This window comes from Altererythrobacter sp. KTW20L (genome assembly GCF_023501975.1).
Taxonomy (GTDB): domain Bacteria; phylum Pseudomonadota; class Alphaproteobacteria; order Sphingomonadales; family Sphingomonadaceae; genus Alteraurantiacibacter.
Genome location: NZ_JAMFLH010000006.1, coordinates 128477 through 141923 on the forward strand (window position 1 = coordinate 128477; position 13447 = coordinate 141923).

Below are 13447 nucleotides of genomic sequence, written 5' to 3' on the forward strand. Positions count from 1 at the left end.
CCCTCCACTACGTTGCGGGGCACCTGCGGGCGGGCGGTTGCCCTTTGGTTCGGCTGGTCGCCGAACGTTCAGCGGATCATTGATGGGCTGGAACGGGCCAAAGGCCCGCAAGCGCAAACGCGCGCCCGCAACCCACAGTTCTTCAGGAGAGAGAGCGCCCCTTCGCTATCGCTCGGGAGTTTCGACGGAAATCCATCCCCCGGATGGTTTTCTCCAGTCGAAACTGGTGGGCGCGGCAGGGATTGAACCTGCGACCCCACCCGTGTGAAGGGTGTGCTCTACCACTGAGCTACGCGCCCGTCGGCGGACCAGTGGTCCGGACAGGGGCGCGCCATTGCCATGGTGGCGCGCGAATGACAAGCCGTCAATGTGCCAAAAAGCGTGCGGCGAGGCTGCTCCACCACGGTGTAACGCCCCTGCGCGCGGCGGGCAGGGCCACGGCAGTCTCCGGCGCGCAGCCGAGGCACAGGGCCTGGACGCCGGGCGCGGCCATCAGGCGGTCGAGATCGGCCAGCACGCGGGCGGCCACCTGCTGTTCTTGCCGGGCGAACAGGCTGGACATGCTGACCAGCCCCTGCGGCCGGTCCCTGGCCTGTCCGCCGAGTGCTCCTGCCAGCATGGCGGCAAAGGGATCGGGCGGGCTGGTGAGGAAGCGTTCGTTCCACTTGCCCTCTTCCAGTCCGGCTTCCTGCGCCGCCCATTCGAGCGCGGCGTCGAGCCCGCCGAACTGGTCCACCAGCCCCAGTTGCCGGGCCGAACCGCCGGTCCAGACGCGGCCCTGCGCCAGCTCGTCGGCGCGGGCAGGGGTGATGTTGCGAGCTTCGGCCACCAGGCCCACGAACCTGCCATAGATCGCCTCGGTCTCGTTCTGCAGCAGGGCCTCGGTCTCGGGCGTAAAGCCGCCGAGAATATCGGGCTGGCCCGATAGCGGCGTGGTGCGGATGCTTTCGGAATTCACCCCATATTCGGCCATGATCTCCTCGAAACTGGGGACCACCAGGATCACGCCGATGGACCCGGTGAGCGTTTCGGGCTCGGCGAAAATCCGCTGGCCGGCCGTGGCGATCCAGTAGCCGCCGCTGGCCGCATAGTTGCCCATCGAGACCACCACCGGGATGTCCTTGTCGCGGAAGCGCATTACGGCGCGGCGGATCGATTCCGACCCTGTCACCGTGCCGCCGGGCGAATCGATGCGGACGACCAGTGCCGCCAGGTCATCGTCGAGCGCGTCTTCCAGCAGCTTCGTGATGCGGGCCGCACCGGCGCTGCCGGGTCCGGCGTTCCCGTCGCTGATCTCGCCGGCAATGGTGATGACGCCAATGGTCTTGTTGCCGCCGCCGCTCAGGCTGCGCAGCCCGCTGCCGCCGCGATTATCGTCCCGCGTGGCGGCGATGAAAGTGTCGAGGTCGGTCGAGGCGAAGGCGCCGGGCAGGTTGCTCCACTCGTCTTCGCCTGCCAGTTCGGCCACTGCTGCGCTCCACTCGTCATAAGTGCCGATCCTGTCGGCAAGGCCCGTGGCGAGCGCGGCCTGGGCCATGTCCCCGCCATTGGCCGCCAGCGTTTCGATGAGGCCCGTGGTGGCAGCATCAAGATCTGCATCGGGCCGCGCCTGGATTACCTGCGCGCGGTATTCGTCCCACAGCTGCCCGGTGTAGGTTTCCAGGTTCTCGCGCATTTCGGGCGACATGGCAGAATTGGAATAGGGTTCGCCCGTGCCCTTGTAGGTGCCAACCTGGTAGACGTGGGCGTTAATGCCATAACGTTCCAGCGCCTCGCCATAGAACAGGATCGAGCCGCCCGGCCCGCGCACGGCGACGCCGCCCAGCGGATCGACCCAGACTTCGCTCGCCTGGGCAGCCAGCATCACGGCATCGTCGGAATAGGCCACGCCATAGGCCAGGATCGGCTTGTCCGCGCCGCGGAACCGGCCCAGCGCCTCGGCCACTTCGCGTACCGATACGGCAGGTCCGCCGGTGAACATGGTGAGGTCCAGCGCGATGGCCTTGATGCGGTCGTCGGTCGCGGCCCGGTCGATCGCCTGGGCCATGTCACGCGCGGCATATTCGCGGGTGGGCAGGGTGCCGGAGAGGAGCGCGCCGAACGGATCGACTGCCGCCACTTCCTCCACGATGGATCCGTCAAGATCGATCAGCAGCGCGCCTTCGCGCACCTGCGCCGGGCTGGGCCGCCCGCTCAGGGCCGCGAACAGAAGGCCAAAGAACAACAGCAGGAACAGGAGGGCGAGCCCGTCCTTGATGCCCACCAGCAGCCGCCAGACCTTGCCCGCAAAACTCATGTCGCAATCCCGTTCGATGTCATGCGCCGCAAGCTAGGGACGAAGTGGCACATGTTAAAGCTGAAAGCGCTTGAGTGCGCGACATGGCTCGACTAGGGCCTTGCCTTTAATGACATCGGCACAAACACCCTCTTCGCACACCCGCTTTCCGGCGGGCGGGCGGGCCTTCCCGCATCGTGACCTGATCGCCATCGGCGCGCTGGCCACGCACGAGATCCTCTACCTGCTGGAGGAGGCCGAACCCTGGGTCGCCTTCAACCGCCAGCCGGCCAAACACGCCGATGCCCTGGCCGGGCTGACGATCATCAACGCCTTCTTCGAAAACTCCACCCGCACGCTGTTGAGCTTCGAAATCGCCGGCAAGCGGTTGGGCGCCGACGTGGTCAACATGCATGCTGCGCAATCGAGCGTGAAGAAGGGCGAGACGCTGATCGATACGGCAAAAACCCTCAACGCCATGCGCGCCGATGCGCTGGTGATCCGCCACGGATCGAGCGGCGCGGTCGGGCTGATCGCCGACAAGGTCGATTGCCCGGTGCTCAACGCGGGCGACGGCCAGCACGAACACCCCACCCAGGCCCTGCTCGATGCCCTGGCCCTGCGCCATGCCCTGCGGGAGCGCGGCGAGGCCAGCAGCGACGGGATGATGGTGGGGCGCACTGTGACGATCTGCGGCGATGTGCTGCACAGCCGCGTGGCGCGCTCCAATGTCCTGTGCCTCCAGGCGTTGGGCGCCACGGTGCGGGTCTGCGCGCCGCCTGCCCTGATGCCGCTGGGGATCGAGGCCATGGGGGTGGAGGTGTTCCACCACTTCGATGCTGCACTGGCCGGGGCCGACGTGGTGATGATGCTGCGCCTGCAGAATGAGCGGATGGACGGCCAGTTCATCCCGTCCCCGCGCGAGTATCGCCACCTTTACGGGCTGACGTCCAAGCGTCTTGCGCTGGCGGCGCCCGATGCCATCGTCATGCACCCCGGTCCGATGAACCGCGGGGTCGAGATCGACAGTGATGTGGCCGACATGCCCGGCCGCTCGATCATCACCAGCCAGGTCGAGATGGGCGTGGCGATCCGCATGGCCTGCCTCGACGTTCTGACGCGGAAAGCGCGCCGCATCCCCGGCTGGGGTGCCAAAGATAGTGCAGGTGAGTGGGTATGAAACAACAGCGCGCCATTGCGATTACCGGCGGCAGGCTGGTGACACCCGCAGGGCTGGTCGAAGGCACCCTGAGGCTGGCTGACGGCGCGATCGCTTCGGTCGGCGGCGATGTGGCCGATGGCGACGAGGTCATCGAGGCCAAAGGCCAGCTCGTCACCCCCGGCCTGGTCGATTTCGGCGTCTTCGCCATCGATAAGCCTGCGTTCCATTTCGGCGGCATCACCCGCGCCGGGCTGATGCCCGACAGCTCGCCGCCGCTCGATCATCCGGGCAGCGTGCGGTTTGCGGCGCAGAGCGGCAAGCCCGATTTCTGGGTTCACCCGCTGGCGGGCGCGACGGTGGGCCTGGCGGGGCAGCAACTGGCCGAGATCGCGATGATGCGCGATGCAGGGGCGCGGGCCATTGCCACCGGGCGCGGGTGGATCGCCGATTCGGGCGTGATGCTGCGGCTGCTGCAATATGCCGCGATGCTCGACATGGTCGTGGTGACCCATGCCGAGGATGGCTGGCTGGCTGGCAAGGCGGCAGCTACGGCGGGCGAGATGGCTACGCGGCTGGGCCTGCCGAGCGCACCTGCCGAAGCCGAAGCGCTGGCAGTGGCCCGCGATATCGCCCTGGCCGAGCTGGCGGGTGCCCGCCTGCACCTCAGGCAAGTGACCACACGCGCCGCGCTCGACTTGGTGCGAGCAGCCAAGGCACGCGGGCTGGCGGTTACCGCAGGAGTGACTCCGGCGCATTTCATGTTGTCGGACCTCGCCCTGGCCGAATTCCGTACATTCGCCCGCCTTTCGCCGCCCTTGCGATCGGAGGATGACCGGCAGGCGGTGATTGCGGCGATTGGCGATGGCACGATCGATGTCATTTCCAGCGGCCACGATCCGCGCGGGCCGGAAGACAAGAACCTGCCCTTCGCCGATGCCGCGCCGGGCATGGCCGGGGCAGAGACGCTGCTCGCCATGGTGCTGACGCTGGTCAGGGACGGCGTGACCGACCTGCCCCGTGCCTTCGACCTGGTCGCCCGCAATCCCGCCCGGCTGCTGGGCGTGGCGGCGGGCGAACTGGCGGCAGGGATGGAGGCCGATGTTGCGCTGGTCGATCCAGAGCGGCCGTGGATTATCGATTCTGCGCGGATGGAAGCCCAGGCGGGCAACACGCCGTTCGATCGCCAGCCCGCACAGGGCCGCGTCACCGCCCTGTGGAAGGGCGGCGTGCGGATTTCACGCTAGGACAAGTCGCGAGGTTCAGCGGCGGGCGAGGCGCGTGCCGTTATCGGCACGTGCGGGCAGGGCGCCCGGCAACGGGCTGGCCGCCGCCCACGAGATGCACCCATCGCTGCTGGTCGAATTGACCCGGCCACACATCGAGCGGCTGGCCGTGCGGTCGAACCCGCCGGCCGAAACGCGGAAATAGTGGCGACCGCGCACGTTTGCCTGGGTGATGACCATTTCGTGGTCTGCCAGCTCGGGATAGCGGGCGACATAGATGCCCCAGGCGCGGCGTGCAGCCTGCTCGCTGGAGAAGCTGCCGAGCTGCACAAGGTGCGAGCCATCGGTGACAGGTGCAGTGCGGCCGGCCGGAGCTGCAGCGGGAGTGGCCGCGGCGGTTGCGCGCGCCGCAGCCTGTCCCGCAACCCGCGGCTGGGCATAGCGACCCGAAGGCGCGGCGGCAGGAACTGAAACAAGGGCCGTCGATGGTGCGAGTGCCGCCGTTGCAGCAGCCACCGGGGTCGGCGCGGCAAAGCTCTGCGCGTCGTTCATGACCGGGGCGCCGGTTTCAGGCGCAAAGGCCTGGGCAAAGCTGGCGGGGCGGGCAGCCTCGCGCGGCTGGAACGTAGCCGGAGCGAGCGATGCCGCGCCGACCGAAGGCAATTCGCCAGCCTGCACCGGAACGGCCATCAACGGCGTGGCGCTGGCAAGGGCAGCAGGAACGGCGGGCAATTCACCCGACATTTCAACCACCGGAGCAGCAGCCAGGGCGGTCGCCTCGGCAGCAAGCTGGTTCACGTTCGGCGTGTTGCCGAGCGCCAGGTGGACCGGCTGGCCGCCATCGGACACTCCTGCCGGAACGCCCAGCAGGCGCGCTACGCGGTACTGGTAGGCATCGGGGCTGGCCATCGCCGCCCACTGTTCCATCCGGTTGCCGACTTCGCCGGCCGGCACGTCCATTGCGGCCATGGCGCGCGATTCGCGCCAGCGTCCGGCCACGGCATAGGCATAGGCCAGGTTCTGGCGCATCTTGACCGTGTTGTCGCCGCCGCGGATGGCGTTCGACATCAGGTGGATGCCGCGTTCCGGCTGTCCGGACAGGGCCAGTGCCAGGCCCAGGTCGGCGGTGGCGATGTGGCCTTCCCAGTCATTCAGCAGGGCAGCCGCCTCGGTGTACTTGGCCTGTGCCGTCAGCGTCAGGGCGAGGCTGAGCGCCGTGCGCGGGCTCAGGTCGCCCAGCGCCATGGCATCGTCGAACGAGGCCTGCGCCGAAGCGAAGCGCCCGGCATCGAGATAGGCCTTGCCCAGGAGGGCGCGGTGCGAGGCGTTGTGCGGATCGGCTTCGACAGCCTGTTCGGCCAGGCGAACCGCGCGGTCGGTCCGGCCTTCGGCAAGGGCGGTTTCAGCCGAGGCGGCGCTCAGGTCTGCGCGGGGGGCGGCAGCGGTCGTGCAGCCTGCCAGCAGCACGCCTGCCATGGCAGTCCCAACTGCCAGGCCAGTCATGCGAAAGCTGATTTCTACCTTGTCCATGATGCGTTAGCCTCCCTCAGGCTTTGGTCTTGCCGCGACGGCCGAGTGGCCGCACCTGCGTGGCGAGTTGTTCGATTTCGGGCATCTGCGACAGCAGGCTGTCCAGTGCCCGGGTCACCAGCGCCTGGGCGCTTTCGCCCTGCACCGTGCTGGCAAGGCGCAGCCGCAAGTGGCGCTCCTCGTCGAGCCGCAGGGTGAAGGCGGCGCGGCGACCCGTTTCCGGCGACGCGCTGCTGTTGTGATTCTCGGCAGCCTGGAATGCTGCCAGGTTGGCATCGGCGATGCGATGCAGCAGGTCCACCTGCTGGCGGCGCACGGCAGGTTCGGCCGGTGCGGCGGGCAGGGCAAGGTCGTCGACCGGAGTCTCTCCGACACCTAAGTCACTTTCACCCATGTCGTTCCAGCCAAGATCTTCCTGGCTGGAAGCGAGTTCGTCGAGTTCGTCGATCAACTGGTCTGCGTTGCCGCGCGCATTCGCTTCGAGCTGGGCGCGCATGGCGGGCTTGGCCGTGCCCTTGCGGGCCAGCAGCAGCGGGCCGAGGGACGCCATGCCCTTGGGGGCTGCGGCAGGCTTGCTATCGCTCATGGCCAGCCCGGACATCCTACTGCGCAACCCGGCGACCGAAGCCGCCCTGGGCCGGACGCGGCATGCCGTTGGCCTGGACCATCTTCGAGCCCGGAGCGGCAAACACGGTGCGACGGAAGTTCTTTTCCAGCCGGTCGGCGACATAGTGCCACAAGGCGACGATTTCCTGGGCGCTGCGGCCTTCCGGCTCCACTTCCATCACCGTGCGACCATCGATCATCGAGGCGGCAAAATCGGTGCGGTGGTGGACGGTGATGGGGGCAACAGTGCCGTGCTGCGACAGCGCGACAGCGGCTTCCGAAGTGATCCGGGCCTTGGGCGTGGCACCGTTGACCACGAAAATCAGCGGCTTGCCGGCCCTTTCGCACAGATCGACCGTGGCCCCCACGGCGCGCAGGTCATGCGGGCTGGGACGGGTGGGCACGACCATCAGTTCGGCCACGGCAATGACCGACTGGATCGCCATGGTGATGGCGGGCGGGGTGTCGATCACGGCCAGTTTGAAGCCCTGCTGGCGCAGGACGGCCAGATCGTTGGCCAGCCGGGCCACGGTGGTCTGGGCGAAAGCGGGCATGTCCGCCTCGCGTTCGTTCCACCAGTCGGCCAGCGAACCCTGAGGATCGATATCGATCAGCACAACCGGCCCGGCACCGGCGCGTTGCGCCTGCACGGCCAGGTGTCCGGCAAGAGTGGTCTTGCCCGATCCGCCTTTTTGAGATGCCAATGCCAATACGCGCACGGCGCAATCCCCCTAGAAAAACGAACCGGCAGAGAGAGCACTCCGGTCCTTCACCAAACAGCAGTTCGCAGATCACCCTTTATTTTGGGTTAAGGCAGCCAAACCAATTGCAGATTGCTGCGGCGGGTGGCTTCGGGCGATGCCGCTTTGCCACCCGCGGGGCGTCATTTGCGCCAGGGGCCATAAATCTTTTGCTAACGGCTCGTTTACTATGGGAAGTTCCAGTGATTGCCATGCGAGGCGAAAGGGCAGGCATATGAAGCGGTTTGAAAGTGCAGGGCTGGCCAGGGGGCTGTTGGGTGCGCTGGCGTTGGGCATGGCGGCCCTGTCCGTTCCGGCCGCCGCCGACGTGCGCACAGGCGTCGATGCCTGGAGCCGGGGCGATTACGCCGCCGCCGTAGCCCAATGGGAAGGCCCGGCCGCTGCCGGTGATGCCGATGCCATGTTCAACCTTGCCCAGGCCTATCGCCTTGGTCGCGGAGTGGCACAGGACGAGGTCCGCGCCGAGCAACTCTATTTCCGGGCTGCGCAAAGCGGCCATGTCCAGGCGGCCGATACCTATGGCCTGATGCTGTTCCAGGCCGGCCGCCGCGAGGAAGCGCTGCCATTCGTCGAAGACGCCGCCCGGCGCGGGGATCCGCGATCACAATACCTGCTCGGCATCGCCCATTTCAACGGCGATCTGGTGGAACGTGACTGGGTGCGCGCCTATGCCCTGCTCACGCTCGCCAATTCGGCCGGCCTGCCGCAGGCCGCACCCGCGATATCGCAGATGGACGGCTTTATCGAACTGGCCGACCGCCAGCAGGCCGCAGGCCTCGCCGAAACGATGCGGGCAGAGGCAGACTCGATCCGTTCGGCAGAATTTGCCGCCGCCGATCTGGGGGCTGAGGCGGGCGCCCCGGCCCATGTCGCTGCCGCGCCGCAATCGCGGGTTCCGCAGCCGATCGCCACTGTCGCTGTGTCCCCGTCCGTCGCGGCTGCACGCGCGGCCATCGAGGAAGCGAGCCGCGCCACGGGTACCGATGATCCGGCCCGCGCTGGCGTGGCCTACGCCGAACCGCGCGCACAAGCGCCAGCACCAACTCCAGCTCCGGCGCGCAATCCCGCCCCGGCAGCCACCGTGGCGCGCGCCAGCACCGGCGGTCCTTGGCGCGTTCAGCTCGGCGCTTTTTCGGTGCGCAGCAATGCAGAACAGTTGTGGGCCCGGCTTTCCAGCCGCTCTGAAATCGCCGGGCGCGAGCGGCTGCTGGTGCCAACAGGCCGCGTGGTCAGACTCCAGGTGGGCGGCTATGCTAGCCAGTCCGAGGCACAGAGCGCCTGTTCCAGCCTGCAGCGCAGTGGGCAGGATTGCCTTGTGACGCGCAACTGAGCCGCTAAAGCCTCCCGCTTACGGAGAGGCGCGCATGGACCCCGAACCCCACAAGCCAGTTGCACCGGTCACCGGCGGGGAGCGGCTGGGTTCGCTCGACCTGATGCGCGGGATCGCTGTGCTGGGCATCCTGCTCGCCAATATCACCGGCTTTGCCCATGTCGATGTGGCCTACTACTGGCCACCAGCCTTGCCAGATGGCGGGACAGAGGCTGACCGCATGGTGTGGCTGGCGCAGTTCGTTGTGGTGGACGGCAAGTTCCGCGGCCTTTTCACCCTGCTGTTCGGCGCTGGCCTCGTGATGTTCTTCGAACGGGCGGGCGGTGCCGAGCGGGCGGTGATCCTGCAAGTGCGGCGGCTTGGCTGGCTGGCGCTGTTCGGCATGACCCACTTCTTCCTGCTGTTCCGGGGCGATATCCTGTTCAGCTATGCCTGTGGCGGGTTGGTGGCGCTGCTGTTCCTGCGGATGGAGGCTGAGCGCCTGCTGGCGCTGGGCGTGATCTGGGCGCTGGTGGGAGGGGCGCTGCAATCCATGGCCTATCTTACTCCCGCGCTGGTCGAATTGGGGAGCCAGGCAGCCAGCGGGGATGTGCTGACCTATTACCAGGCGTTCTGGCAGGACCAGGTGTCCGAAGCGGCGGACCAGGGCAGGCTGATGGCAGGTGGCAGCTATGGCGAGATCCTGCGCTATCGTGTGGCGGAGGAAAGTCACCTGCTCGCCAATTATGCCAACTACGCGCTGTTCGAGACCATTCCGCTGATGCTGGTCGGCATGGGGCTCTATCGTTGCGGCATCTATGCACCGACGCGAGAGGGTGTGCGGCACCGGGCGCTGGCCTGGGCGGGTGTGGTGGTCGGGCTGGGGCTGAACCTGGCAGCGGGGCTGTGGGTCTGGTCGCTGGGCTTTCCTCCCTATGTCACCCAGCTGGCCTTCTTCGGCCTGTCGAACCTTGCCAACCTGCCGCTGCTGCTGGGTGGGGCCTGGCTGCTGGCGCACTGGGCAGCGCGTCCGCATGATATCTGGCTGACCGAGCGGCTGGGGCAGGCGGGGCGCATGGCGTTCTCCAACTACATCGGCACCTCGCTGGTGATGGTCCTGGTGTTTCATGGCTGGGCGGGCGGACAGTTCGGCCAGCTGGACCGGTTGGAACTGCTGCTGGTGGTGGTCATGGGGTGGCTGATGATGCTGCGGTTCTCGCACCTGTGGCTGACGCGATACCGGCAAGGACCGCTCGAATGGCTGTGGCGCTGCCTGACCTACTGGCGGCGATTTCCCCTGCGGCGCAGTGCGCAACCGGTGAGCGAATGATAATCGCTCGCATTAGACTTGCTATTGACAGCGACTCGCATTAACTGTGGCGAACAAGCCGGAGAGTCGCCCCGCCATGTTCGTCTGCATCTGCAATGCCATCCGTGAAACCGACCTGCGCGAAACCGCGCGGCGGACCGGCGGCGATGCCTGCAGCGTCTATGCCGCGCTGGGCAAGCGGCCCAACTGCGGCCAGTGCCTCGACGATGCTGATATGATGATCGAGGAAGAGCGCGAAGCGGCCCGCCCGGTCACCATCGCGGCCTGATCCTGCCGTTTCGGCGGCTGTCCTGAAACGCATTCGCAAAAGCGCAGTTTTCCGCCATTTTTTGCCTCTCCACCGGTCGGTTTCGCTTGCCATAAGGTCGCCTGTCGCCCCTAGTAGGTCCAACCGGATCAACAGGAGAATTGCGCCATGAAGGGCGACGCCAAGGTCATCGAATATCTCAACCAGGCCCTCACCAACGAGCTGACGGCGATCAACCAGTACTGGCTGCACTACCGCGTGCTCGACAACTGGGGCGTGAAGAAGCTGGCGGACTATGAACGCCACGAATCGATCGACGAGATGAAGCACGCCGACCGGCTGGCCGACCGCATCCTGTTCCTCGAAGGGCTGCCCAACTTCCAGGCGCTGCACAAGCTGAAGGTGGGCGAGACGGTGGAGGAAATCCTCCGCGCCGACCTGGCGCTGGAAATGGAAGCCCTGCCGCAGCTCAAGGAAGCCATCGCCTATTGCGAGACCGTGCGCGACTATACCAGCCGCGAGCTGTTCGAGGACATCCTCGAAAGCGAGGAAGAGCACGTCGATTTCATCGAGAAGCAGTTCGAAATGATCGCCCTGATGGGCCTGCAGAACTATGTGCAGCTCAATTCCAGCGCTGCCGGAGATGGCGGCGAGGGCTGATCAGCCAATTTGCCAGTAGCCCGACCTGCCGCCGTCCTCGCGGTGCAGGCGGGCGATCTGCTGCTGGCCGTCCCACAGTTCCACGTCGCCTGTCGGGCGGTTGATGTCGGCCACGATCAGCGCAGTGCGCAGGTCGGGTACCGGCATGGACATCCGCTCACCCGGATTGAGGCCTTGGCTTAAATACTCGATACGGTAATGCGGCATCACCCTGCTCCTTCACCCGCCCTGCTTAAAGCACGACATTGCGGCAGGCGTGTGAACGGAGGTTATCCGCCTTTTCGGTCGAACGGATTTTTCGGGCTTTTCAGCGTGAGCCGCACCGGAACCGCGCCGAATCCCAACTCGCGACGGATGCCGTTGACGAGATAGCGCTCGTAGCTGGTGGGCAGGGCATCCAGCCTGGTGCCGAAGATCACGAACCGCGGCGGGCGGGTGTTCGACTGGGTGATATAGCGCAGCTTGATCCGCCGACCGCCAGGCGCGGGCGGGGGATTGGCCGACAGCGCATCGTCGAACCAGCGATTGAGCGCGGCAGTCGGCACGCGCTTGCTCCAGGCATCGCGGATTTCGAACGCGGCGCTCAGCATCTGGTCCAGACCTTTGCCGGTAAGGCCCGACACCGCCAGCAGCGGCACGCCCTTCAACTGGGCCAGCCCTTCGTCCAGCGCAGCACGAACACCATTGAACAATCCGCTCGGGTCTTCGGCGATATCCCACTTGTTGATCGCGATCATCAGCGCGCGACCCTCTTCCAGCACGAGATTGGCGATCTTCAGGTCCTGCACTTCAAGCCCGCGTGTGGCATCGAGCAGCAGCACGACAACCTCGGCATAGTCGATGGCGCGGCGGGCATCGAAGACCGACAGCTTTTCCAGCTTGTCCTGCACCTTGGCGCGCTTGCGCATGCCGGCGGTATCGACCAGCCGGATCTCGCGCGCTTCGCCGGACTTGGGATCGTTCCACAGCCATTCGATCGAGATTGCATCGCGGGTAATCCCGGCTTCAGGGCCGGTCAGCAGGCGGTCTTCGCCCAACAATTTGTTGATCAGCGTGGACTTGCCTGCGTTCGGGCGCCCCACGATGGCGAGGCTGAGCGGAGCCTTGGGATCGTGCTCCTCCTCGTCATCCTCTTCTTCGTCGTCGTCCCACTCTTCGTCGCCTTCCAGTGCAATGGCGCGCGCGGCTGCGCGTTCGACGCGGGCTTCGTTGCGCGCCGCGCGAGCCTTCGCTTCATCGGCGGCAATGGCGGCGACGGCTTCGGCCTCGATATCCAGCCGCTCGGCCTTGTCGGACAGCAGCGGCATGAGGGCGGTATAGATCTCGGCCATGCCCTCGCCATGTTCGGCCGAAATGCCGATCGGCTCGCCAAAGCCGAGTGAATAGGCCTCGATGATACCGGTATCGCCCGCACGGCCCTCGGCCTTGTTGGCCAGCACGATCACCGGCACGCCCTGGCCGCGCAGCCAGCGGGCCACTTCCTCGTCCAGCGGGGTAATTCCCACGCGGGAATCGAAGACGTAAAGCGCGGCGTCAGCACCCTTGACCGAAACCTCGGTCTGCGCGCGCATGCGGCCCGGCAGGCTTTCGGGATCCTCGTCCTCCCAGCCGGCGGTATCGACCGCTTCGAACTCCAGCCCCAGCAGCCCCGCCAGGCCGAAACGCCGGTCGCGCGTCACGCCTGGCTGGTCATCGACCAGCGCGACCTTCTTGCCGACCAACCGGTTGAACAGCGTCGACTTGCCGACATTGGGGCGGCCGATGATGACCACCTGGGGATATTTGCGCTGTACCATAGGGGCGCAGGTGGCCTTGGGTTACCGCTTTGGCAAGCGGAACCTACCAGCTACCCGTGTTCTCCATGCTCGCCCACGGCTCGGCAGGCTCCTTCGCGCCGCCCTTTTGCAGCAGTTCGATCGAGATTCCGTCGGGCGTGCGGAGGAAAGCCATGTGGCCATCCCGCGGCGGGCGGTTGATGGTGACGCCGGCATCGGCCAGGCGCTGGCAGGTGCCGTAGATGTCATCCACCGCATAGGCGAGGTGGCCGAAATTGCGCCCCCCGGTGTAGGTCTCGCCCCCGCTGCCATCCTCCGGCGGCCAGTTGTAGGTCAGTTCCACCTCGGCCACGTCTTCCTGCCCCGGCGCGGCGAGGAAGACCAGGGTGAATCGGCCCTTTTCACTTTCCTTGCGGCGCACTTCCTCAATCCCCAGCAGCTTGAAGAACGCCAGTGCGGCATCGAGGTCCGCAGTGCGGATCATGGTATGAAGGTAGGAAATACTCACAGGGTGAAACTCCGTTCGTCGCTGGTCAGGCACGGTTCATCGCGAAGGGTGCAGCAGGCCA

General features: G+C 66.6%; 13 protein-coding genes and 1 tRNA gene. 6 read left to right on the forward strand and 8 right to left on the reverse strand.

The features are described 5' to 3' along the window. Window positions 1-224: 224 nt before the first annotated feature. Window positions 225-299, reverse strand: a tRNA-Val gene (locus M3P36_RS07630). 65 nt (window positions 300-364) lie between these two features. Then, window positions 365-2296, reverse strand: a complete 1932-nt coding sequence (gene sppA, locus M3P36_RS07635; protein WP_249702655.1) for a signal peptide peptidase SppA — start codon at window positions 2294-2296, stop codon at window positions 365-367. A gap of 109 nt (window positions 2297-2405) precedes the next feature. Here sppA and M3P36_RS07640 point away from each other — a divergent pair, with 109 nt between their 5' ends. Further along, window positions 2406-3455: an aspartate carbamoyltransferase catalytic subunit gene (locus tag M3P36_RS07640; protein ID WP_249702656.1), complete on the forward strand. Its 1050-nt coding sequence runs from the start codon at window positions 2406-2408 to the stop codon at window positions 3453-3455. Next, window positions 3452-4681, forward strand: coding sequence for a dihydroorotase (locus tag M3P36_RS07645; protein ID WP_249702657.1), 1230 nt, complete (start codon window positions 3452-3454; stop codon window positions 4679-4681). The genes M3P36_RS07640 and M3P36_RS07645 overlap by 4 nt, the downstream gene beginning before the upstream one ends. Before the next feature lie 15 nt (window positions 4682-4696). Here the strand turns inward: M3P36_RS07645 and M3P36_RS07650 are convergent, their stop codons facing one another. The 3 genes from M3P36_RS07650 to M3P36_RS07660 are packed head-to-tail and all read right to left on the reverse strand — an operon-like array spanning window position 4697 to window position 7515. Further along, window positions 4697-6190, reverse strand: a complete 1494-nt coding sequence (locus tag M3P36_RS07650; RefSeq protein WP_249702658.1) for an SPOR domain-containing protein — start codon at window positions 6188-6190, stop codon at window positions 4697-4699. Window positions 6191-6206: 16 nt separating this feature from the next. Further along, window positions 6207-6776 carry a hypothetical protein gene (locus M3P36_RS07655; protein WP_249702659.1) on the reverse strand — a complete coding sequence of 190 codons (570 nt, stop codon included), beginning with the start codon at window positions 6774-6776 and terminating at the stop codon, window positions 6207-6209. Between the two features lie 16 nt (window positions 6777-6792). Then, the gene (locus M3P36_RS07660) at window positions 6793-7515 is read right to left on the reverse strand and encodes an AAA family ATPase (protein WP_249702660.1); all 723 of its coding nucleotides are present in this window, start codon (window positions 7513-7515) and stop codon (window positions 6793-6795) included. 256 nt (window positions 7516-7771) lie between these two features. Here M3P36_RS07660 and M3P36_RS07665 point away from each other — a divergent pair, with 256 nt between their 5' ends. The 4 genes from M3P36_RS07665 to bfr all read left to right on the forward strand — a co-directional run bounded on the left by M3P36_RS07665 (window position 7772) and on the right by bfr (window position 11103). Then, window positions 7772-8887: an SPOR domain-containing protein gene (locus M3P36_RS07665; RefSeq protein ID WP_249702661.1), complete on the forward strand. Its 1116-nt coding sequence runs from the start codon at window positions 7772-7774 to the stop codon at window positions 8885-8887. Between the two features lie 34 nt (window positions 8888-8921). Further along, window positions 8922-10196 (forward strand): DUF418 domain-containing protein, encoded by a 1275-nt coding sequence (locus M3P36_RS07670; protein WP_249702662.1) that lies wholly within the window; start codon window positions 8922-8924, stop codon window positions 10194-10196. Between the two features lie 76 nt (window positions 10197-10272). Further along, window positions 10273-10464, forward strand: a complete 192-nt coding sequence (locus tag M3P36_RS07675) for a (2Fe-2S)-binding protein (RefSeq protein WP_249702759.1) — start codon at window positions 10273-10275, stop codon at window positions 10462-10464. Between the two features lie 147 nt (window positions 10465-10611). Then, window positions 10612-11103 carry a bacterioferritin gene (bfr, locus tag M3P36_RS07680; RefSeq protein ID WP_249702663.1) on the forward strand — a complete coding sequence of 164 codons (492 nt, stop codon included), beginning with the start codon at window positions 10612-10614 and terminating at the stop codon, window positions 11101-11103. Here the strand turns inward: bfr and M3P36_RS07685 are convergent, their stop codons facing one another. From M3P36_RS07685 to M3P36_RS07695, 3 genes are all read right to left on the reverse strand, one after another. After that, window positions 11104-11310, reverse strand: coding sequence for a hypothetical protein (locus M3P36_RS07685; RefSeq protein ID WP_249702664.1), 207 nt, complete (start codon window positions 11308-11310; stop codon window positions 11104-11106). It abuts the gene before it with no gap. 62 nt (window positions 11311-11372) lie between these two features. Continuing rightward, complete coding sequence (der, locus tag M3P36_RS07690) at window positions 11373-12899, reverse strand: ribosome biogenesis GTPase Der (protein WP_249702665.1); 1527 nt, start codon at window positions 12897-12899, stop codon at window positions 11373-11375. A 43-nt stretch (window positions 12900-12942) separates the two neighbouring features. Then, window positions 12943-13362: a VOC family protein gene (locus tag M3P36_RS07695; protein ID WP_249702666.1), complete on the reverse strand. Its 420-nt coding sequence runs from the start codon at window positions 13360-13362 to the stop codon at window positions 12943-12945. Window positions 13363-13447: the final 85 nt, after the last annotated feature.